General features: G+C 62.1%; 14 protein-coding genes and 2 pseudogenes. 9 read left to right on the forward strand and 7 right to left on the reverse strand.

Annotation, left to right across the window (positions count from 1 at the left end; all coding sequences use genetic code 11):
* The first annotated feature begins 97 nt into the window (after positions 1-97).
* The 5 genes from drmD to drmC are packed head-to-tail and all read left to right on the forward strand — an operon-like array spanning position 98 to position 13,808.
* On the forward strand, positions 98-3,247 hold the full coding sequence (gene drmD, locus ACSYG9_RS18550; protein ID WP_454839455.1) for a DISARM system SNF2-like helicase DrmD: 3,150 nt from the start codon (positions 98-100) through the stop codon (positions 3,245-3,247).
* Complete coding sequence (locus ACSYG9_RS18555) at positions 3,247-7,329, forward strand: Eco57I restriction-modification methylase domain-containing protein (RefSeq protein ID WP_454839456.1); 4,083 nt, start codon at positions 3,247-3,249, stop codon at positions 7,327-7,329. Before drmD ends, ACSYG9_RS18555 begins: the two co-directional genes overlap by 1 nt.
* A complete protein-coding gene (gene drmA, locus ACSYG9_RS18560) occupies positions 7,326-11,042 on the forward strand; it encodes a DISARM system helicase DrmA (RefSeq protein ID WP_454839458.1) in 3,717 nt (1,238 codons plus the stop codon). The genes ACSYG9_RS18555 and drmA overlap by 4 nt, the downstream gene beginning before the upstream one ends.
* Complete coding sequence (gene drmB / locus ACSYG9_RS18565; RefSeq protein ID WP_454839460.1) at positions 11,042-13,108, forward strand: DrmB family protein; 2,067 nt, start codon at positions 11,042-11,044, stop codon at positions 13,106-13,108. Before drmA ends, drmB begins: the two co-directional genes overlap by 1 nt.
* Positions 13,098-13,808: a DISARM system phospholipase D-like protein DrmC gene (gene drmC, locus ACSYG9_RS18570; RefSeq protein WP_454839461.1), complete on the forward strand. Its 711-nt coding sequence runs from the start codon at positions 13,098-13,100 to the stop codon at positions 13,806-13,808. Before drmB ends, drmC begins: the two co-directional genes overlap by 11 nt.
* A gap of 170 nt (positions 13,809-13,978) precedes the next feature.
* Here the strand turns inward: drmC and ACSYG9_RS18575 are convergent, their stop codons facing one another.
* Both ACSYG9_RS18575 and ACSYG9_RS18580 read right to left on the reverse strand, forming a co-directional pair.
* Entirely contained in the window at positions 13,979-14,521 is a 543-nt protein-coding gene (locus ACSYG9_RS18575; RefSeq protein WP_454839463.1) for a HEPN domain-containing protein, read from the reverse strand.
* Positions 14,518-15,708, reverse strand: coding sequence for a DUF262 domain-containing protein (locus tag ACSYG9_RS18580; RefSeq protein WP_454839464.1), 1,191 nt, complete (start codon positions 15,706-15,708; stop codon positions 14,518-14,520). Before ACSYG9_RS18580 ends, ACSYG9_RS18575 begins: the two co-directional genes overlap by 4 nt.
* Before the next feature lie 259 nt (positions 15,709-15,967).
* Between ACSYG9_RS18580 and ACSYG9_RS18585 the strand changes: the two genes are divergently transcribed.
* Complete coding sequence (locus ACSYG9_RS18585) at positions 15,968-16,183, forward strand: transposase (RefSeq protein ID WP_454839465.1); 216 nt, start codon at positions 15,968-15,970, stop codon at positions 16,181-16,183.
* Here ACSYG9_RS18585 and ACSYG9_RS18590 read toward each other — a convergent pair.
* A complete protein-coding gene (locus ACSYG9_RS18590; RefSeq protein WP_454842997.1) occupies positions 16,143-16,757 on the reverse strand; it encodes a transposase in 615 nt (204 codons plus the stop codon). The two genes, ACSYG9_RS18585 and ACSYG9_RS18590, sit on opposite strands and share 41 nt — an antisense overlap.
* A gap of 33 nt (positions 16,758-16,790) precedes the next feature.
* Positions 16,791-17,130 (reverse strand): annotated as a pseudogene (locus tag ACSYG9_RS18595) (IS110 family transposase); the annotation flags it as partial.
* Between ACSYG9_RS18595 and ACSYG9_RS18600 the strand changes: the two are divergent.
* The 3 genes and pseudogenes from ACSYG9_RS18600 to ACSYG9_RS18610 all read left to right on the forward strand — a co-directional run bounded on the left by ACSYG9_RS18600 (position 17,044) and on the right by ACSYG9_RS18610 (position 18,234).
* Positions 17,044-17,223: a hypothetical protein gene (locus ACSYG9_RS18600; RefSeq protein ID WP_454843055.1), complete on the forward strand. Its 180-nt coding sequence runs from the start codon at positions 17,044-17,046 to the stop codon at positions 17,221-17,223. The pseudogene ACSYG9_RS18595 and the gene ACSYG9_RS18600 sit on opposite strands and share 87 nt — an antisense overlap.
* A 247-nt stretch (positions 17,224-17,470) precedes the next feature.
* Positions 17,471-17,689: pseudogene (locus ACSYG9_RS18605) on the forward strand (IS3 family transposase); the annotation flags it as partial.
* Between the two features lie 302 nt (positions 17,690-17,991).
* Positions 17,992-18,234, forward strand: a complete 243-nt coding sequence (locus ACSYG9_RS18610; protein WP_454839467.1) for an integrase core domain-containing protein — start codon at positions 17,992-17,994, stop codon at positions 18,232-18,234.
* Positions 18,235-18,389: 155 nt separating this feature from the next.
* Here ACSYG9_RS18610 and ACSYG9_RS18615 read toward each other — a convergent pair whose 3' ends face one another.
* The 3 genes from ACSYG9_RS18615 to ACSYG9_RS18625 all read right to left on the reverse strand — a co-directional run bounded on the left by ACSYG9_RS18615 (position 18,390) and on the right by ACSYG9_RS18625 (position 21,705).
* Entirely contained in the window at positions 18,390-19,160 is a 771-nt protein-coding gene (locus tag ACSYG9_RS18615; protein WP_454839468.1) for a replication protein, read from the reverse strand.
* Positions 19,161-19,387: 227 nt separating this feature from the next.
* Entirely contained in the window at positions 19,388-19,795 is a 408-nt protein-coding gene (locus ACSYG9_RS18620; protein ID WP_454839469.1) for a YybH family protein, read from the reverse strand.
* A 515-nt stretch (positions 19,796-20,310) separates the two neighbouring features.
* Positions 20,311-21,705: an IS1380 family transposase gene (locus ACSYG9_RS18625; RefSeq protein WP_454839470.1), complete on the reverse strand. Its 1,395-nt coding sequence runs from the start codon at positions 21,703-21,705 to the stop codon at positions 20,311-20,313.
* Positions 21,706-21,805 lie beyond the last annotated feature (100 nt).

A 21,805-nucleotide genomic window follows, 5' to 3' on the forward strand; every position in this document is an offset into this window, starting at 1 on the left:
GTTGACTCGGGAAGGGAAAGCTGGAACCGGCACGATCAACGTTGGAACTTGTAACAACAGAGCGGGACCAGCCGATGATTGCGAACAAGGAGGATCGTTGACAGAGTTGGTTACCATCGGCAGTCCACAATTACCAGAACATGGCCAAGTCGTCGAGGTGCGCGGTTCGACGTGGGCGGTCGCCAACGTTCATGCGCAGGGCCTTCCGCGAAGCCCAGCAGACGACGCGACCGCCCAGCTCAATCACGTTGTGGATCTCCAATCGCTCGACGAAGACCGACTCGGCGAGCAACTGAGCGTGGTGTGGGAGCTGGAGGTCGGTCACACCGTCACGCCCGCGCAGGGGCTACCGGACCGCATCTACGCTGAGTCATTCGACGATCCGACCACCCTCGCGGGGTTTGTCGATGCCATGCGTTGGGGTGCGGTGACCTCCGCGGATCCGAACCGCTATCAGGCGCCGTTCTGGTCGGGGGTCAACGTCGAGGCGTACCAGCTTGAACCGCTGCGGCGCGCACTCGGCGCGCCCCGCACGAATCTCTTGCTTGCCGACGACGTGGGCTTGGGCAAGACGATTGAGGCTGGTCTGGTCATTCAGGAGCTGCTCCTGCGCCACCGGGCACGAACGGCGGTGATCGTGTGCCCACCGAGCCTGTCGTTGAAATGGCAGGACGAGATGCGTGACAAATTTGGCCTGGACTTCACGATCGTCAACAGCGATCTGATGGCTCAGGTCCGCCGTACTCACGGGTTGCACGCCAACCCGTTCCTGATGTTCCCGCGGGTGATCGTGAGCATGGCCTGGCTGCCCCAGGTCCGTGCGCAGCGCCTACTTCGTGATGTCTACGCACAGGCCGGCAACCCGAAGTCGGGCATACGTTTCGCTTTCGACCTCCTCGTGGTGGACGAAGCGCATCACGTTGCCCCGTCGGGCCCCCTAGCAATCGCAGGCGGCCGCGGGTATGCCGTGGACACCCAGCGGACCGTTGCGGTGCGTCAGCTGGCCGACAAATGTGAGCACCGACTTTTCCTCAGCGCCACCCCGCACAACGGGCACCCGGAGTCCTTCACAGCCTTGTTGGAAATGATCGACCCGCGGCGGTTCTCTCGCGGAGCGCTGCTGGATTCGAAAGCGCTCGCGGACGTCACCGTTCGTCGACTCAAGCGCGACCTGGTGGGTAAGGGCTTCAAGAACCGCAAGGTTCGCACCTTGCCCTTCACACCGTCCGCCTCCGAACAGGAGATGTTCGCCCTGCTCGACCAGATCGTCACCAAGAGTGCAAAGCTCAACGGAACCAGGCCCAGTGGTGACATCGTCACGATGCTGCTGAAGAAGCGGTTCCTGTCCAGCCCCTTCGCGTTCGGCATGACGTTGAGCAACTACCTCAGTTCCGACGCCGGTCGCGGTCTGTCCGACGACGCCTACGACGACGTCTTCGGCGAGGGCCAGTCCGACGAAGAAGAGGGCCTATGGGAGCAGGACGAGGCCGAACGGCTACGCGAGTCGAAGGGCTCCGATCCACTGTGCGCCGCCGAGCCCGGTCAACTGGAGCTCCTGGTGGACTGGGGTCTGGGTTATGAGAGCCGCGCCGACTCCCGCCTCGACGAGCTACTCACATTCCTTGATGCAGTGTGCCGCCCGGACGGCAAGTCCTGGACGAACGAGCGCGTTGTCATCTTCACCGAGTATGCCCACACCGTCGATTGGCTCACTCGGGTGTTGACGCAGCGCGGTTACGCTGACGTGCTCGCTGTTATCCAGGGCGCCACCGATCCTGAAGAGCGTGAGTACATCCGCTCCCAGTTCACCGAGGACCCCTCGAAGGAACCGGTGCGCGTGCTACTTGCGACGGATGCAGCGGGCGAGGGCATCGACCTCCAGACGCATTGCCACCGGCTGGTGAACTTCGACATCCCGTTCAACCCCTCCCGTCTGGAACAGCGGATCGGTCGCATCGACCGATATGGGCAGATCGAGGAGCCGCAGGTATTCCACTTCCTACCCGATACTGAATCGTCGACCTACGCCGCCGACGCGGGCTTTATGGCGCGCATCGCGAAGAAGGTGGCGAACGTCGAGCAGGACTTGGGCTCGGTCAACCAGGTAATCGGCGGGGAGATCCAGAACCACTTCACCCGCCGAGCGCCGGCGCGAGCGAAGGCCAAGGGTGTCGACCCGAACGTAGTCATCAACACCGCACTTGCCGGCGGCATGGAACTCAACGCTCGGTTGACCCAACTGGAGCAGGGCTACGACGCTTCGCGCACCGAGATGCACCTGGACCCGGCGAACCTGCGCCGCGTGGTCGACACCGCACTGCGGATCAACCACCAGTCGCCACTCGTTCCCAACCATGTCTTCGCCGAGGACACCGATGCCGAGGTGTTCGAGGTGCCCACGCTCTCACCGGGCTGGCACGGCACCTTGAGGGGACTCGACACCCGATTGAACCCAGGTGTGTTGCGTCCCATCACGTTCGACCCCGAGGCCGCCAAGGGGCGCAACGACCTGGTGTACGTCCACCTCGGTCACCCGATCGTGCAGAAGGCCCAACGTCTCCTCCGCCGGTCATTGTGGAGCGTCGACTCACCGTTGAACCGCGTCACCGCGGTGGTGGTCGACGATCTGCCCGAGTCGTTCGTCGCGGCGGTCACCCGCATGGTCCTCGTCGGTCGGGGCGGCCTGCGCCTGCATGAGGAGGTCTTCCTCGCGGGCGTGCGGTTGAAAGGGCGCCGCGCGATGGCCGAGGAGAAGGCCGAGGCGGCACTCGACAAGGCGCTCGACGGTGAAAACCTCATTCTCGCGGACGCACGGGTACGCGACCAGCTGTGCGACATCTGGAACGTCCCGGACGCGCCGCTGCGCGTGCGCCTGGAGGAATCGATGCGAGCCCGCGCCGGTCGTCGCCACGAACTCGTGATGGAGCAGCTTGCCAAGCGGCAGGAGACGGATGTGCAGCGCGCCAAAGAGATCTTCGCGGCCTTCCGCACCAATCTGCGCGACTCACTCAAGGTACTCAGGGCTGCCCAGGAAGAGTCGCAAATGATGCTCTTGCCCGATGACCAGCAGCGCCAACGCCGCCGCGACATCGAGGCGATGAGCCGCCGCCTCGAGGAACTGGACGACGAGGAGACGCGCGAGATCGCCGCGATCACCGATCGCTACGCCGGCGTCAAGCCCCACACCACCGCTGCCGCCGTGGTGTTCGCGTTGACCCGCTCCGACGCCGAAGGATGGGTGAACTGATGGCACGCCCGGCACGGCGCCGCACGCCGCCGACCAACGCCGCCGAGCTACATCGCGGATGGCTAGAACTAGTCGACATCGAGGGACCCTTCCTCGCCATCCCGCCGCTCAAGCGGGTCTGGCCGAACGGAATCCCAGACTTCAGAAAGACGCACCCGGATCGCTTCGACGTGCTCGTCGACGCCCGCAAGGACTTCGAGTCGGCCTGGGAGGCACTCGACCGCAACACCGACAGCGAGACCACGCTCGACGCCTACCGGGCCGCCCGCGACGTGTGGGTCAAGTCCGTCCTGCGTGATGTCGCCGGGTGGACCGAGTCCCTGTCGTGGGGTGAGGTTCCCGGCGTGCAGGCACAGTCACCGAACCGCGTTGTCACCGTTACCGCGCAGGCGGCGCTCCAGGGTGCGCAGGGCATCGGCGCTCTGGTACACGTGGTGGACCCGGTCGACTCCTTGCGGCAGACACCGAGCGATCTGTGGGCCGCGACCCCCGTGGACCGGCTCGAGGCGCTGCTGCGGGAGAACAAGGTAGAGATCGGTATCGTCACCGATGGACGCTGGTGGGCCCTGGTCTGCGCTCGTGAGGGCAGCATGGCCGCGTCGGGTATCGTCGATGCCCTCACCTGGATCGAGGAGCCGCGCACCCGTGACGCGTTCCTGACCCTGATCGGCCGGCAGCACATAATTGGTGGCGACCCTGCTGAACGCCTTCCGGTGCTGTTCGAAGAATCCGTGGCGGCGGCCGAGGAGATCACCGAGGCGCTCGGCGCGCAGGTACGCCGTGCGGTCGAGTTGCTCATCCAGTCGTTCTCGGAGTCCGCTGCCGACGCTCACCGGCGTGGCTTACCTGATCCGCTCCCGGCCCGCACCCACGACACGTACGAGGCCGCCGTCACCGTGATGATGCGCGTCGTGTTCCTGCTGTTCGCGGAGGAGCGCGGCCTGCTCCCGACTGGCGAGTTATTCGAGCAGGGTTACGGAATCTCCCGCGAGCTGGCCCGCCTCGTCACCCGCGAGAGTGAGGAGAGCGAAGAGGCGCTCGACGCCACTTCTCTGACGTGGCACCGCCTGCTCGCAACCAGCCAGGCCCTGTATAGCGGCGCGTCCTTCGAGGGCCTGCGCATGCCTGCATACGGCGGCTCGCTCTTCGATCCGACCAGGTTTTCGTTCCTGACTGCCACCAATGAACACGGGACCCTCGCAGTCACCGTGTCCGACCGCGTCATGCTCCACGTTCTGCGGTCGGTGCAACTCGCCATCCTCAAAAACGGCGAGGCCCGTCAAATCTCCTTCAGAGACATCGACGTCGAGCAAATCGGCTACATCTACGAGGGTCTCCTCGGATACACGTGCGTGACTGTCGACGAGCCCTACCTCGGCCTCCTCGGTAAAACTGGCGAGGAGCCAGAGATTCCGTTGTCGACGCTCGAGGACTTGGCTACCGCCAACCCTGAGGCGAAGAAACTGGCGGCCGTGATCCGTGTTTGGATCGAGGATGACCAGCCTTCAGCGACGCCGCCCTCCGCGTCCGCCATCGTCAAGGCGATCAACGCGGACGTCGACCCGAGCGTGGTCAGCTCTCTGACCCAGGCAGTCGGCGACGACAACGAACTGCGGGAGCGCGTCCGCCCCTGGCTGGGGATCGTCCGCCAGGATCTGCGGACGCACCCGTTCGTCGTGCTCGACGGTGGTCTGCTCGTGAAGGAGACGCCGTCGCGGAAGAATGCCGGGGCTCACTACACTCCCAAGTCGCTCGCCGAAGAGGTCGTTCTTCACGCGCTCCAGCCGCTGTGTTACTCGCCCGGGCCGCATCAGACAACGGCAGAGTCCGCCTGGAAACTCAAGTCCTCCGATGAACTCCTTGACCTCAAGGTAGCCGATATCGCCTGCGGCTCGGGCGCGTTCCTCGTTGCCGCCGCCCGTTATCTGGCCGACCGCCTCGTTGAGGCGTGGATCAGCGAGGACCCTTCGAACGAGCTTCGCAAGGATCTGTACCGGCGCGCGATCCGTCAGGTCGTCGCGAATTGTCTGTACGGTGCGGACATCAACGAGATGGCCGTGGAGATGTGCAAGCTCTCGTTGTGGCTGGTCTCGCTTGACCGTGACCTGCCGTTCTCCTTCGTGGATGACAAGGTCTTCGTGGGCAACTCACTGCTCGGTCTCACTAGCCTCGACCAGCTCCGTAAGTTGCATATCGATCCGTCTCGCGTCTCAAAGCAGCACGTGTTTGACATCTTCGACGTGGACATCGACGCTATCATCCGCAAGGCCGTTGACCTCCGCCAACGCCTCGCAACAGAGATCGCCGAAGACGATCCTGCCCGGACGAGCGCGGCCAAGCGGCGGCAGCTCGCACAATTGCACGACGTCACCGCGTCGCTGCGGCAGATCGCTGACGGTGTGATCGGCGCTGGTCTGCCCCTCGGCGGCAAGCCCGGCAAGGCGCTCGATGAGGCGTATGTGAATCTGCGAGAGGCGGTGAAGGAAGCTCACCCGGGGCCGAAGGGTAGGGCCGCCGACAGCACCTGGCTCGACAAGATCGTTAACCACGGGCTGACGCCCACTGCGAAGACTGACTATGAGCGCTGGCAGCCGCTGCACTGGGTGATCGAGACGCCGGACGTGGTTTTAGAGCGCGGTGGATTCGATGCCGTAATCGGCAATCCTCCGTTTCTCGGCGGATCGAAGATTTCAGGATCGTCCGGGACAGATATTCGCGAATGGCTGGTGCACCAAATCGCGCGAGGAATCAAAGGAAATGCAGATCTTGTTGGCTACTTTTTCTTGAGAGCTGCGCTGTTACTTGCGAATCGCGGAAATTTGGGACTAATCGCAACTAGTACGATTGCTCAAGGCGATACTCGTTCGGTGAGTCTTGATCAGATGGCGGAGCATGGATTTACAATTACAAATTCTATTCAGAGCCGGAGATGGCCGTCGGTAAGCGCAAATCTTGAGTATGCTGCGGTCTGGGGAACTCTGCGAGAGTTGAAAGTTGGCGCACTTCGCACCTGCGATGGCATTCCAGTCGATCGAATTTCTACTTTGCTTGAACCGGAAGGTCGGATTGTTGGCGCTCCGAATCCACTCGGCGAAAATTCGGGAATTGCTTTTGTGGGATGCTACGTTCACGGAGATGGGTTCGTAGTTGAACCAGGTGTGGCGCGAGAGTGGATCGAAGCTGATCCTAGTAATGCGCAGGTCGTGCTTCCCTATCTCGTCGGTGACGACGTTAACAATTCGCCCAATTTCTCCGCCTCCAGATGGGTCATCGACTTTACGGGGCTCTCCGAGTTGGAAGCGTCTCGCTACAAACTCCCCTACGATCACGCGCATGAGAGAGTGCGTCCATTCAGAATGAAGGCAACCGGGGCCCTTCGCGAGAAATGGTGGCTCTATAAGCGATCCGCTCCAGCCATGCGGTCGGCGATCGCTCTCCTGCCGCGTGCCCTTGTTGTGTCCCAGGTTGGCAAGCATATTATGCCCGCCCGAGTTGACACCAAACAAATTTTCGACCAGCGTCTCATTGTTTTCGCTTCGGGCGAGTTAGCCATGCTTGGCTTGCTCAGTTCGTCAATCCATTTCATCTGGGGAGTTAAGTATTCTTCAACACTAGGTACGAATATCACGTACACACCATCTGGTGCCTGGGCGACGTTGCCGCTCCCCGAATTTACCCGAGAGCTCCAAGATATTTCACGTGTTCTTGATGATGAGCGGTCTGCAATGATGTCTGAGCGAAATCTCGGCCTTACTAAGACGTACAACCTTGTTGATGACCGGACCTTAGAATTTGGAATCGACGAGAACATCGATAGGTTGCGAGCCATACATGTTGAAATCGACAAAGCTGTCATGGACGCCTACGGCTGGTCCGATATCCCACTGAACCATGGCTTCCATACTTATCGCCAGATGGAGCGCTGGACGGTGAACCCTGCTGCGCGGGTGGAGATTCTCGATCGCCTGCTGGAAGAGAACCACCGTCGTGCCAAGGCTGAGGCGGCCAGCGGCAACAAGACCAGCGCAAAGAGCCGCAGGTCCAAGCGCGTGTCAGAGGGGCAAGAGGGACTGTTCGCATGAGTGACGTGACAACCCGCCCTGGACCGGAAGCGTCCTACGAGCTAAATCATGAGCCTGACGGGACATCTTTCACAGTGCGGGAGAACCTCGTCGACATCCTGGAGCGCGAGCTACTCGGACCGATCCACGGCCCGGAGGAAGAGTTGCCATTCAGCCCTCGGTCGCAGTATCTCCTGGGGCACATTGCGCCGGTCAAGCTGAACGGTGCCTCGCTCAAAAACGATGATTCCGACGGCGCGGCCGAACGGGGTCATCTGGTCGAGGCGCGGATGGACGACGACGCCGCTCGTGAGCAGCGTGGAGTCCCTGCCCACTCAGCCGATGGGACCGAGGCCGACGCCGAGGACGACGATGTCGAGGACCGTACGCCCAAGCAGGGGTTGATGATCCCCGCATCGATGGGGTTGCGGTTCCAGGTGCCCGCTGAGCTGGAATCTTTCACCGTCACCGCGTCCTGGGGTACCTACGAGACAGTCGAAACCGACCAGATGACCAAGACAGGACGGCCGGTGCGTCATTACCAACGCACGCCAGTCCAGGAGCCGCGCACGATTCGGCTCGCCGACCTCAGGTCCGGCCAAACCGCCACAATCCCACTGCGCGAATCGATCTGTCTGCGCGTGGACCGCTACGACGACCCTGCATTCGGGCGTGTGCTGGTCGAGATCGCACTGTGCAACGACCGGGAGACTCCCATGCCGATCCCGGTGAGTATGTGGATGTTTCAGACCAAGCTGCGGATCGACGCGGGCGGAGCCGAAGTGTTCCTACCCGTTCGCGACGTTCTGGAACAAGACTGGCCGGAGCACGACGAGGAGGTTCGTCGGCTCAACCTCCAGTACCTCAACCGCCTGGAGTTCGCGATCGGTCGCACCTGCTCGGTCGACTGGATTGTCAAGAAGGACGCCCGGCGAGCGACCGAGGTATCCACCACGTGGCTGCCCGTCGCGGAGACACCGCAGACGCGAGCACGGTCGGTGAAGGACGCACTCCTGTCGATGGACGCGCTGTCGACTGTCACCCCAGACGAGCTGCGCGCGGGGCTCGACCCCCTGGTCACGGGTTATGGCACTTGGATCGACCAGCAGGAGGTAACCGCAAAAGAGCTGCCCCCGCACCTGCAGGACATAGCCGAGATGGTGTTGTGGGAAGCCCGGCAGGCGCACGGCCGGTTGGTGACGGGCCTGGAGCACGTGGCGACCGACCCTGAGGCGCTGCGGTGCTTCCAGTTCATGAACCGGGTAATGCGTGATCAACGGGTGGCCTCGCAGGTCGCGGCAGCGCGCGCGTCCGATGCCGCGATGACGATCGAGCAGGCGCAGGCGGACGTTGCGGCTAGAGGTGAGGGTGCGGCGTCGTGGCGACCGTTCCAGCTGGCGTTCATCTTGATGCAGCTGGGGGCGCTGACCGATCCGACCGAGCCACTACGCAGTGCCCAGCATTTGGCGCGGGTCGAACTACTGTTCTTCCCCACCGGTGGTGGCAAGACCGAGGCCTACCTCGGCCTGGCGGCGTACACGTTCGCGATCCGCCGCCGGCAAGGCATCGTCGACTCCGCTGATGGGCCCCTCGACGGTCGCGACGGCGTCGCAGTCTTGATGCGATACACACTTCGGCTCCTGACCGCTCAGCAGTTCCAGCGCGCGACCACGTTGATGTGCGCGGCAGAGGTCGCCCGTCGGGAAGATGAGACGACGTGGGGCGTCGAGCCGTTCCGAATCGGTCTGTGGGTCGGAACCGATGTGAGCCCCAAGCGGTTCGAGGAAGCCGACGAGCAGCTCACCAAGGCCAACGAGTACGGCTCGCATCGGCTCACGGTGCTGCAGATTCAGCGGTGCCCGTGGTGCGGCACGCCGATCACGGCCGCGCAGGTGAAGGCGGATGCCACCGTGCGGCGGGTGTTCGTGTACTGCGGGGACGAGCTGGCGCGGTGCCCATTCGCCAAGGGTGGCACGGTCTCCGAGGGCCTACCGGTGCTCACGGTAGACGAAGAGATCTATCGGCTGACCCCGGCGTTCGTTATCGCCACCGTCGACAAGTTCGCCCGGCTCGCCCGCGAGGGCGAAGCCGCAGCGCTGTTCGGATATGTCAGCCGCCGGTGCGGCCGGCACGGCTACGTGCATTCTGACTACGCCAAGTGCGACATCACCACCACGCACCCGGCCAGCAAGGGCGGGCACCCCGCCGCGACCGTGCGGCCGGTCGGGCGGCTCCGCCCACCGGATCTCATCATCCAGGACGAGCTGCACCTGATCACCGGTGCGTTGGGAACATCGGTCGGCCTGTTCGAGGTCGTGGTCGAGACCCTCTCGTCGTGGGAGGCCACCGACGGTAAACCGGTCAAGCCGCTGATCGTGGCGTCGACCGCGACCGTGCGCAACGCCCAGGAACAAGTGCGCGGGCTGTACGGCCGGCAGGTCGAGATCTTCCCACCGCAGGTGCTCGACGTGGCAGACACGTACTTCTCTCAAGAGGTCCCGATCGACCGAGACAACCCCGGACGCCGCTACGTCGGGGTGAGCGCCCAGGGGGTGCGCCTGTCGAGTGCCGAGATCCGCGTCGCCGAGGTCCTGCTGTCCTCGGGACAGTTGCTGTTCGACCGCGCAGGCACCGCAGCGGACCCGTACATGACCCTCGTCGGCTACTTCAACGCCACTCGCGAGCTGGCGGGCATGGCCAGATATACGGCCGATGACGTGCAGAACCGGGTCAAACGCCCCCGCAAGGACTCCGGGTTCCCGTCCCGGCTCGGGGCATCATTCGGGTTGCTCAACGTGGGCGAGCTGACCTCGCGTATCGCGTCGGCCGAGATCGGCCGCACCCTCGACCGGCTCGGCCTTGAGTTCGACCCGGGTTATGACACCACCGACGCCTTCCGGGCGCGACTCGCCGCGCAGGACGCGGGCAAAAAGATGCCGGCACGTACCGAGATGCCCTTCGACGTCGTGCTCGCGACTTCCATGCTCCAGGTCGGTGTCGACGTCCAAAGACTCGGTCTGATGCTCGTGGTCGGGCAGCCGAAGAACACCGCGGAATACATCCAGGCATCCTCTCGCGTCGGCCGTGACCCCTCGGATCGGCCCGGACTTGTCGTCTCGCTCGGCAACTGGGCCAGACCGCGCGACCTGGCGCACTTCGAACAGTTCAGGCACTATCACGAAACCTTTTACGCTCAGGTCGAGGCACTGTCGGTCACGCCCTACTCACCGACCTCGCTCGCCCGCGGGATCGACGGTCTGCTGGTGAGCGTCGCCCGCGTCGTCCAGGCCGCCCACGCGGACGGGCTCTCGCCCGAGCGTGATGCGTGGCGGATCAAGGACCAGCGTGCCGCCGTCGAGACAGTGGTAGAACGGCTCAAGGTGCGCATCACTGCTGCTGCTCAGAGTGATGACGCGACCAAGCGGGCCAGCGATCTCCTGGTCAACCGCATCGACCGGTGGGCCGAGCGAGCCAAGCGCGCGGCCGAGATGGGCAAGACTCTCGTGTACGAGCGCACCGGTGAGGGCGATAAGTACCTGCCGCTCATTATTAGCCCGGAGAACGCGAAGGCATCCGTGGGCGGATCCATGGAGGCGCCGTTCGTGATCGCGAACTCGATGCGTGAGGTGCAGCCGGAGATCAATGTGTTGGTTAGCCCGATTGCGGAGCGCCTGTTCGCGCGGGCACCCGAGGATGCACCGGCATGGTCTTTGCCGTCGGGGGAGGATGACTGATGACCGATATTGATTCTGCACAGGCGGAGTTTCCTGCCGAGATGCTCCACGATGCGTCGGACACGCTCGATCCGCTCGCCGATGCTGAGGAGGGGGTGGTCAAGAACCGCGCCAAGGTCGGTTCGGCGCGTCCCTCGTCGCTGCTCTACACCTACGGCCCCGGCGCGATCATGGACCTGCCCGGCTTCGCTGTCATGCCCGCGGGGCTCGACGACTGGGCGCCCATCTGGAAGCGGCGCGAGCATATTCCGAGCATCCTCGAACCGCGGCTGCTCAATGTGGTCCGGCTCCACCTCGGTCCTCAGGTGGATGCGCTGCGGCCGTACCCGTGGCAGCCGAAGCTGGGGGCAAGGTCGAAGGAGGGTGCCGATCTCGGTATTCCGGCTCGGGTGTTTCCGCAGTGGTTCCGCTGCACCGGGTGCGACTATCTCGGTCCGCTGCCGCGATTCAGCTATACCAATACCCACCCATTCCGGCCTGACCTCGCACAGTTCACGCACAAGGGTTGTCCGGGCCGCGGACGGCAGCGTCCCGGTACGGCCAGCCGCAAGCGTGAGAGTCCCGCGGTCCCAGCGCAGCACCTGTTGACATGTACGAACGGGCATTTGGATGAGTTCCCCTACACCCTGTGGGTGCATCGGGGTGGCAGATGCCCGAAGGCGGAATTGCCCGACCTGAAGATGCGCGACGCCAACGTCGGCAAGAGCGTCGGCTCGACCATCCTCTGCGCCACCTGCGGCGCCACCCGCGGCATGGCCGAGGCCCAGGGAGCTGTGGGGCGCGACAAGCTTCCCCAGAAGTGCCGCGGACGCCACCCGCACCTCGGCGCCTTCGACAGCGAATGCGGTGCGCGCCCCACGCTCATCATGATGGGCGCCTCCAATCTGTGGTTCGCGTCCACGCAGTCGATCATCGTCATGCCCCGCACCGACGCCGAGGAGAAGGAAGCTCTCGCCGCCCGATTCCGCGTTGAACTCGGCGTTGACCAGGTCAAGCAGTTCGGGAACCAGGTCGAGGTGATCCGCGCCTTGGCCACGGCCAAGAACATCGACATGTCCGGCGTCACCGACGACGACCTCATCACGGCCATCGCCGACGTGCTGGTACCCGCGGACTCCGAGGAAGTACGCCAGGAGAAGCTGGCGGCGTGGGATCCGGTCGAGCTGCTCGTGCCGGAATGGCGGTATCTGCAAAAGCCTGCGCTGTTCCCGCAGCAACAGAATTCCAGTGGCCTCATGGTCACTGAAATGCAGCGGGGTTCAGAGTTGCACCCCAACGTCAGTCGGGTCGTCGCGGTCAACCAGATGAAGAAGGTCAACGCTGTCCTCGGCTTCACCCGGCTCGACGAAATGGACCGGGTCAACGACCTGACGAGCCGCCTGGTCAAGCTCACTCGCAACGGCAAACCCTCCTGGGTTCCGGCCACCGAAGACCGTGGCGAGGGGGTGTTCCTTCAGCTCGACCTCGATGCGGTCGCCACATGGGAAAACACCATCCTCGGCACGAGCCTGTGGGAAGCCCACCGGGCCGCGCATCGGAACAACTTCCGGCGCCGATTCTCCGAGACCGCCAAACAGGTCGACCCTGACACGCGGCTGCCCGCCCCGCGCTATTGGCTGCTCCACACCTTCTCGCACATTCTCATCCGCGAGATGGCGATGTCGTGTGGCTACGGCGCGGCAAGTCTCAGCGAGCGGATCTACGGATGGACCTCGACCCTGCAGCGTGAGGCAGCGGCGGGATTGCTCATCTGTACGACCGCCTCCGACAGCGAAGGAACGCTTGGCGGCCTGGTCGCGCTCTCCGAGCCGGCGCGGCTTCAGGGTTTGGTCGTGTCAGCCTTACGCCGAGCCGCGCGCTGCTCGTCAGACCCGGTGTGCGCCATGCGAACACCAAGCGATCCCGAGGACTTCCTGCACGGCGCCGCATGTCACTGTTGCTCGTTCGCATCCGAGACCTCATGTGAGAAGGCCAACCGCTTCCTCGATCGACGTTTCCTGCTGGACCTCCCGACGGTCACGGGCGATTCCGTGCCCGGGTTCTTCGGGAATGTCGATGCCCTCTGACCCGTTTGGCGCGCTCGGTGAGTACCTCACCGCCAACGAAGCCGTGGGGCTCGCAGTGCTACTGGAGTCCGGTGAGCACACCGCGCACGCACTGCGATCCATCAACGCCGCACGACGTGAGCGTGTCGCAAGCCTGCTGTCAGGAGCCGGGCTCGGCCACGCGGAACCCGCACTATCCGCCGCGGTGCTGCGAGCGGTCGCGGGAGCCAAAGCGGTCCACCGCCAACTCGTCCCGGTGTGGACGATGCCCGGTAACGAAGCCACTGACGGGCACCTCACCGGCGAATTTCATCGTCTCGTAACCGGAGCGCGGCTCTCCGTGACGTGCGCGACGTACAACTTCACGAGGAACTCCAACATGTGGCACGCGCTTAGGCTCGCCTCCGAGCAACCAGGTGTCACCGTCTGCGTGTACGTCGACTCTGAAAAGGGCGATGCGGACAAAGTGAAAGCCCGACTGCCCCTGGCTACGGTCTATAGATCGTCGCAGCTCAGTGACGGACGTTCGATCGTAAGTCACGCCAAGTTCGTTGTCATAGACCACGAGATCGTCTTGCTGACCAGCGCAAACTTTTCTTATAACGCAGAAAACCGCAACGTCGAATTCGGGCTCCTCATACAAGACAACCGGCTCGCCGCCTCGATCGAATCCACAATGTCCAGCAAGCGTGGCTCGTTGTACATGCTCGTCGATAGCTGAGAAGTCGATCTACGGTTCTGGTCAGCTTCAAAACGATAACTCACCCGGCTCCCGAACCCACCCTTCCGCTTGGGCGCACCTCCAACGCCAGGACACGTGTATGGTTAGTTTCGCAGGAATAGTATTCGTAGCGCGACCACGGTCAATGTTTATCCATTCGTGGACGTATCTTAGTCGGATATTTGGGAATGGAGTATTTCTCTGAACTTGACTACAAACGCCGCTGCGCTGCGATACTGAGTCAGCAGATCAAGTGCTGATTTATCCAAAATGAAAGAGCCATAATCGCCGTGCACCAGTTGATTTCGTAGGAAGCCAACTTCCAGGAAGTCCCGAATCGATTGATTGAAAACCAAATCAGTCTTAAGTTCTTCCTTCATGACATCCTTGAAATTTTCCCCAAAAAGGCCGAAGAAGCTATTTGCGTTGATGCCGTCCCAATTGAAGTAGCTGTGATATTGGCGCTTTATTGCCTTGTTCCTAACGAAGCTGACAGCGACCTCTGTATTTCGGGTGACTTCACCGTAAAAGCTATCGAGAATTTCTTGAATTTTATGCTCTAGGTTGCTAGCGGCCGCAAGGAGCATGACCTTTGGAAAAGTACGTTCCAGGGTTGCAAGATGTGAGATCTCTCCCAAATCTCGTAAATACTCAACAACTTCGAGATGGTCCTTGTAGACAATCTCGACGAGATCTGTACCAAGGTCCGTCATGATATTTGCACCAGACTATACGCCGCATCGAATCTTCCTTTCACGTTGTCGGTATCTGTCGTCCGCTCCTGGGCGTGGCGTTGATAGTCGTGAGATTCTTTAACTGCAGAGACACCCTCTGTCGTCAGGGTAAATTTCGGATCTTGACCATGGAGTTTAGCAGCCGCGGCGAAGACGCTCTCGAATAGGTTCACGCTGAACTTTGATTGCCGCGTAAGCCAAACATGACGGTCTATATCGGCAGCTTGTTCAAGGAACCAATCAAGTAAACTGTGCAATTCTTGAATGTCAGACGAATTATATTTTCGGGTCTCCTGCGAAAACTTGTTCAAGAACTTCACCATGGACGGTGCATAGTCTCCAATGTTTTTTGCCATCGCAAAAGCGCGAAGCATGATTTCTATATCACGCATATGTAAGTCTGACTCTACACGACCTAGCAGAGCCCGCCACCTCGGATCCATGTTCCATTTAAAAAGTTCATCGTAGAACTTGGAATGAAATAGGCTTGACCTGATTTCTTGCGGAGTCAGCAAGACGCCGCCGGTGTTGAGCCTGTTGAACATTTCGTAAATGGACGAGGTATCGCTTGAAGGCCGGACCTGTTTAACGATCATGTTTCGGATAGTGCGTAGGTCAAACTGCATGCGGTAGTCACCGAGGGTTTTGTAGTTCATTCTATTGAACTTATTCTTGACCCCTGGTCGAACCTCGGGGAGTCGTAACGAGAACGCGTCGAAGTAGTCATCATCGTGCAGTATCTCATCAGGTATGTGCCCGTGTTCATCGAATATATTTCGTATTTCAGAGCGACGTTCACGACGTGGGAATTTTCCAAGGACGAAATAGTAAACCGTCATAAGCCGCTGTTGGCCATCTATTACCAGGAACCTATTGCGGTCTTCTTCGTACAAGAAGACCTGCGGAACAGGGAGCCCAATAATTAAAGACTCGATCAGACGAGATGCTCGCTTAATGTCCCATACGTAGTTTCTTTGGAATCCAGGTATCCGAACAGAACCGGATTCGATGAAGTTGAATATGGTAGAAATATTGAAATCATTTGGCGAAGTGGTTAAGTCATACTCTTCAACCTGGATGCTTTCCGGGTCCTCGATATCCCCACGCCACTCCGTGGAGTCCGACGCCCCGTCCATGTCATCGATGTTTTCGTCGCTATCGAGCATTTCGACTCCTTAAATGGGAATTGTCTCTCAAGACTACGCGGTTGGCCGGGCGCTCAAGGGGTTGGCCTGTCCCCCGGTAATTCGGTCCAGATGGTATTAGAATCCTGATTGCCCAGGTAGAGGCCAAGGAAGGACGGTAGAACCGAACCATGGGGAGGACGCAAACGGCACTCTGCGGAGGACATCATGCGCAGCCTGCGACGGGCAGATGAGCTCGCCGCAGCCGGCAAGAACGGCGAGGAGATCGCACGCCGAACTCGTGTCGCCGACCACGCCGTACAACTGGCGGCGTCAGTACGGCGGGATGAACACCGACACGGCGAAGGAACTCAAGGAGCTGCGCGAGCAGAACAACCGCCTCAAGCGATTGCTCGCCGAAGTCGAACTCGAGAAGGACGCAATGCGGGAGGTCGCGAAGGGCGCTCCTATAGATGTCAAGTGCTCAGAGCTCGGTAGTCCGCCCGTAGCGCGGTGAACACTTCGCGGGCGAGATAGCGCTTCTGGCATCTGATGATCTCAGGCATCGATTTACTCCCTGACGTGCGGCGTTCCGCGTAGCTGCGGGCACGGTCGCTGTACCGGAGGCGGACGACGACAGCGGTGTGCAGGGCCTGGTTGGCGCGACGATCACCACCGCGGTGCAGTCGATGCCGATTCGTCTTCCCCGATGATGCCGGGATGGGAGCGACGCCGCAAAGGTGAGCGAAGGACGACTCCGACCGTAGCCGCTGTGGGTTGTCGCCGACGGTGATGAGCAGTGCCGCCGCGGTGTCCGGGCCGAGCCCGAACACGCTCGCGGTTCGTGGGGCAACTTCCTTGACAAGTGCGGCCAGGTTCTTCTTGAGTTCTTTTGCTTCCCTGTGTAGTTCGTGTGTTCGTTTCGCGAGTAACCGCAGCGCGACGATCGTGGCGTTGACGGGATCGGTCATGGCGGCGGTGTCGGATTCGAGTGCGATGCACGCGTCGAGCGGTGCCGTGGTGCTGCGCCCGCGTAGCTGTGTGCGCAGTACTTTGGGAGCGGTGACGAGCATCGAGCGGATCGTGTTCATCGAGGCGGTTGCGGCCTTCACGGCGCCGGCTCGAGCGACCCGTAGCGCCCGGATCGCTTCGATGGGTCCGTCGCCGTGTTTGGGCTCGGAAAGTTGGTGGCGGGCCAGGACGGCGCGGGCCGCGGCTTCGGCGTCGATGGGGTCGCTCTTGCCTTCGCTTCTGCGGAGCTTGCGGTTGGGGCGGGGCACTTCCCGCTACCGCAATGTGGTGTTGTCGTAGGTGCCGAGCGATGCCGGCGCCGTAGGAGCTCGTGCCTTCGATGCCGCCGGTGATCGGGTCACCGTGATGATGGATCCATTCGACCAGGGCGTCATATCCTGCTGTGGTGGTGTTGAATTGATGGTGCGCGAGCAGGATTCCGGTGTCGGTGATGACCGCTGCGTGATGGGTGTCGGCGTGGGTGTCTATGCCGCAGTAGATGTGCTGTGGGGCTCGGACCGGCGTCACGTGATGGCCTTCCTCTGATGTGGGGACGTGAGGTTCGGATGGGCCAGTGACGGGCCGAGTGGGGCGGCAGGCTCTTATCAGGTCACGAACATCGCGTGCTCCCACGTTTCTGTTGTGGTGGCACGCTGGCAATCGGGTCGACGGGTCCTGCGAAAGGCACTTCGGTGGCCAGGAAAATTCCGGGTCAGGCCGTCTCGCCAGCGGGTTGTTCTCATTACCCACTGGAAAATGCTGAACCCAACATCCAAAACGGAACGCCATCGACATGCTCAAAGACCACCTGAAGATCTCGGAGCGATTGGCACGCAGGGTAGTTGAGCTCTCCCGATCGACGTACCGACGGCTCCCGCAGGCACAGACTCCCACCGACCCGGACGCCACACTGCGTGAGCAGTTGCGGACCTACGCACGTGAGCATCCCCGTTATGGGTTCCGCCGGGCATGGGCGCACCTACGGTTCGACGAGGCCATGGAGATCAACAAGAAGAAGGTGCATCGATTGTGGAAGGAAGAAGGACTGCAGGTCCGCACACATCCCCGTCGTAATCGCGCTGGTTTGTCGTCGACTTCGATCATCGAGGCCGATGCACCGAATATCGTGTGGACATTGGATTTCCAGTTCGACTCGACCGTCGATGGACAGGCCGTCAAGATCGCGTCGATGGTCGACGAACACACTCGCATGTCGCTGCTGAACATCGTCGACCGCTCCATCGATTCCGACCGGTTGATAGAGGAGCTCGGCAGGCGTTCGCTCTCTGGGGTGGGCCGCCGATGGTGCTGCGGATGGACAACGGACCGGAGTTCATCTCCGAGGCGCTCCGTGGGTTCTGCAAAGACCTGGTCGGTATCAGCTACATTCCGCCCGGCGCACCCTGGAACAATGGGTTCATTGAGTCGTTCAACAACCGATTGCGCGACGAGTGCCTGAACCGCAACTGCTTGACGTCGTTGATCGAGGCATGGGTGGTCATCGAAGATTTCAAAGACGACCACAATCATCGGCATCGGCATTCGTCGCTGGGGTAGCGGACGCCGGTCGAGTACGCTGCTGAATGCACCCAGACTCACCACCCGATCGGGTGCGAGATCGACTGACAGACGGTCGGGAAGACTGTAGGTTCTGGCTCTAACATCGCCTGGACCGACTATCGGGGACCTGCCACTTGGGGTCGGTCGAACCGTTACGCTGCGACAGTTGCGCGACAACTGCATCGGACAGCGCGCCCGTACTCGTCGTCGGGAAGCCACCCATACTCGTCGCACCTCCCGCACTTGTCCGGCACCATCCGCGGCACCGCCAACCCCTGCCAGAGCGGTACCCACGCCTGCGCGAACCTCATGGGATTGCCGGGGCGATGTACCGATTTTGCCGCCGCAACCAAGCTTGACACCCCATGCACCTCGATGAGCTCGTCGATCGCCGCAGCTGCTTCGGGTTTGAGATATGCGAACGTCGCGCTCAATCCTGCATGCCGACACGCTGCAGCCAGACCGGCGATGTCGGGACTGAGCGGGACGTTCAAAGCCCGTGACGGGCGGTTGGTTTCAGTCCTTGGTGAATCAGTACTGATAAGAGCGCCTGGCTCTCCGTCGTCCGCGTCGCCGCCGGTCGGTTTTTCAGGCCCCGGGATGATGGCAGGCTCTTCGTAGATGGTCTGGACGGTGCACCACTGGCCGAGCTCGTTCTGAAACTTCTCGCGCACGAGGTAGCCGAGTTCGGCGAGCTCGCGAAGCGCTGAGCGGATGGCGTCGCGGCCCTCCGTCGGCGACTGCGCGGCGATCGAGTCTGATCGGGTGCGCCAATCGTCTGGCTTCGACAGGAGCCAGATCAATACGCCGCGAGCGCGGAAGGAGAGGCGGTCGTCGTTGAGGACAGCGTTACTGAGGATGGTGAAGTTGCTGGCCAGGCGCGGTCCGCGACGCACCCCACCAGCCAAGGTATTCTTGGCCACGTTCGACTCCCAATTAGTCGGACATCCGGCCCGTCGGGAGCTGCAACTCCTGGCGGGCCTTCTTCACTTGTGACGCCGCTCGGATTGTCGGCGATCTTGGAATCTTGGCACCGTTCGTACAGTGAACGCAAGGGCTTAGGCGAAATCGCTAGGATGCAGGTGATTACGGGAGCCATTCGAGTATTCATGGTTGACAGTGGCAGCTCTCGCTGAACGCGGCTTGAGGACTAACTCGAGACGATGGTGTTCTGCCGCCTCCAGACGAGCCAGCGACCGTCCCGCTTCACGAAGACATACAGCGCGTTCATCTCCGGAGGATTACCGTCGTCGGCGTCCTGCTTCGTCGACCAGGCGTCCTTCCGAGCGACGATGACGTCGGGGGAGGGGGCGGCGACGTCGCTCAGTTCGTAATGGGCCGTCGACTCGTTCAAGTAGCCGACGGCGAGCGCGTCCTCCGACACCTTCTGGATTGCTGCGCGTCCGGCGAGAACCGCACCTCGTGCATTCACGACGACCGCATCGTCGGCGAGATGAGAGTTCATCAGTGATGCGTCGTTGGTGTTGAAGCCCTCCTGCACGTCGCGAACGATCGCTTGGATCTGCTCGAGGTCATGGGGGTCTGGAGTAGTTGTCATGTAGGCGACAGTAGAACCTCGAGTGAAGTCGAGGTCAAGGGTTGGGTGGGAATCCGTGGGTGCGCCGGATCTTCGTCTGCGCACCCCACGGCACCGTCAACACCAGCCAGCACGCGACGGCCGGGCCTCAACCCGCAACGAACGCTGGATCGCGAAGGCCGATGCCGCACTCTTGTGCCCTTGCCGAGTGGCTGTTCGGTGAGGTTCGAGGACTGCACCGCCCGCGGTCAGCTGAGATTTATTCAGGTCGGAATACGTGACGGACCTTCACTTTAACCCGGGGCGCTTCCTTCAGTACTCGCTGACAGGCCGTATTAATAATCTTGGAATGTGAACTGTCTTCTAACCTCGATCTTTCGTGCGGTTCGCGTGCCGGCCTAGCGGTTTCGGATTGGTCGTGGTGACCGTGGATCCGGTGTGCGTCCACGGGCGACTGCCCGACACGGTCGGGTGACGCCGGGGTCCACGGCCCCGAAGATCGTTCCTCTCGTCTCGATCGGGCAGATACGTGCAGGTCACACAGGCGCAGGAAGTGCTGCGAGTCGGTTCAGGCCCGCGACGAGCACATCGACGTCGGGAGCCGAGGCGGCCAGACGCAGCCGAACACGGCGGGCATGCCGGGCGCTCCGCCCGGCGATCGACAACAGTCGCAGCCGCAGCCGTTTCGGTTCCCACCGCCGGGCCTGGGTATCGGTCAGCGCGAGCATCTGCATCCACGCCACCAGCTCACACGCGAGCTGCACAAGCGCCAACCAGATCCGATTCTGATCGAAACCGTGCAGCGGAAGATTCTGTAAACCGGTAACTTTCGCCGTTCGGATCCGGTCCTCGCACCGAGCCCGACGCCGGTGCCGTAACTCCAGATCGGGCAGTTGACCACGGCGGGTGTTGGTGACGAACGCGGTCAACCGCAGGCCGTCGCGGTCGGTGAACCGCAACTGTGCCCCGGGGTGCGGGCGCTCCTTCCTGATGATCACCCGCATTCCTTTCGGCCAACTCGACAGATCCAGCAGGTCGGTGATCTCGGTGACCCACGCACCGTCGCGGACCTGCCCGTCGGCGTCGTAGGCCGGGGTCCACGCCTGCTCCGGGACCAGATCGATCGCCTCGGCATGGGCGTCGGTCAAGGAGAACCCGACCGAGTACGACAGGCGTCGCTTGGTCAGATACTCGATCAACGCGTGGGTGCCGCCGGCACCGTCGATCCGCACCAGCACCTTCTTCCCGACCCGATAACCCGGGTCGAACGGCAACTGCGCGAGTGCGTCCTGCACGACCGCGACGTGGTCGGCGGCGGTATTCGATCCCGAGTTGCCCGGGCGTAGCAGCATCGCGACGGGTTCACCGGTGCCGCCGGTGCCGTGGTCGACGAACGCGCACAGCGGATGGAATCCGAAGCCTCGCTTGAATGTCGGAGCAGCGGATTCCTTCTCCGAGTGCGCGGTGACCAGGGTGGCATCGACGTCGATCACCAACGGATGCTGCTCGTCGATGGCATGGTCCGGTGCCGACTCGCCGGCGGCAGTCCAGGCACGGGAGCGGGCGGTGGCGCGGACACGTCCGATCGCAGTCAGCGCGGTGTCGGCATCGGCGGCCAACACGCTGATCAGGCGGGAGACAGTTGGGTCGGATGCCACCGCGCCGAAGATCTCCGGGTGGGCTCGTAGTTGTGCGATGTCGGCGAGGCAGTCCCCGCCGATCGTCAGAGACACGGCGAGGTCGAGGAGAATCTTGCCGGGATCGTGTCGGGCCAGTGGTTTTCGATACGGTGCGAGCTCGGTCGTCAACGCCGAAGCGAGGCCGGTCTTCTCCGCGGTGCGCAGCAGCAGGACCGCGCCGGCATGCGACACGACACCGGTTCCGGTGGCTGATGCGGACACGGATGGGTAGGGGGACGTAGACTTGCTCACCTGAATGGTGCTCCTCGAACTGGTTGAAACTCGACCCTCAGCAAGTCGAATTATCCCAGTTCAGGGCACCATTCTTCGTTCTCGACACGGGTGTCCGCTC

The organism is Rhodococcus sp. SJ-2 (genome assembly GCF_053750035.1).

Excerpts from the sequence above, each read along its gene's own strand:
- ACSYG9_RS18555 (WP_454839456.1), top strand. The coding sequence starts at position 3,247 with ATGGCACGCCCGGCACGGCGCCGCACGCCGCCGACCAACGCCGCCGAG.
- drmA (WP_454839458.1), top strand. The coding sequence starts at position 7,326 with ATGAGTGACGTGACAACCCGCCCTGGACCGGAAGCGTCCTACGAGCTA.
- drmB (WP_454839460.1), top strand. The coding sequence starts at position 11,042 with ATGACCGATATTGATTCTGCACAGGCGGAGTTTCCTGCCGAGATGCTC.
- drmC (WP_454839461.1), top strand. The coding sequence starts at position 13,098 with ATGCCCTCTGACCCGTTTGGCGCGCTCGGTGAGTACCTCACCGCCAAC.
- ACSYG9_RS18575 (WP_454839463.1), bottom strand. The coding sequence starts at position 14,521 with ATGACGGACCTTGGTACAGATCTCGTCGAGATTGTCTACAAGGACCAT.
- ACSYG9_RS18580 (WP_454839464.1), bottom strand. The coding sequence starts at position 15,708 with ATGCTCGATAGCGACGAAAACATCGATGACATGGACGGGGCGTCGGAC.
- ACSYG9_RS18590 (WP_454842997.1), bottom strand. The coding sequence starts at position 16,757 with ATGAACACGATCCGCTCGATGCTCGTCACCGCTCCCAAAGTACTGCGC.
- ACSYG9_RS18600 (WP_454843055.1), top strand. The coding sequence starts at position 17,044 with ATGATGGATCCATTCGACCAGGGCGTCATATCCTGCTGTGGTGGTGTT.
- ACSYG9_RS18610 (WP_454839467.1), top strand. The coding sequence starts at position 17,992 with ATGGACAACGGACCGGAGTTCATCTCCGAGGCGCTCCGTGGGTTCTGC.
- ACSYG9_RS18620 (WP_454839469.1), bottom strand. The coding sequence starts at position 19,795 with ATGACAACTACTCCAGACCCCCATGACCTCGAGCAGATCCAAGCGATC.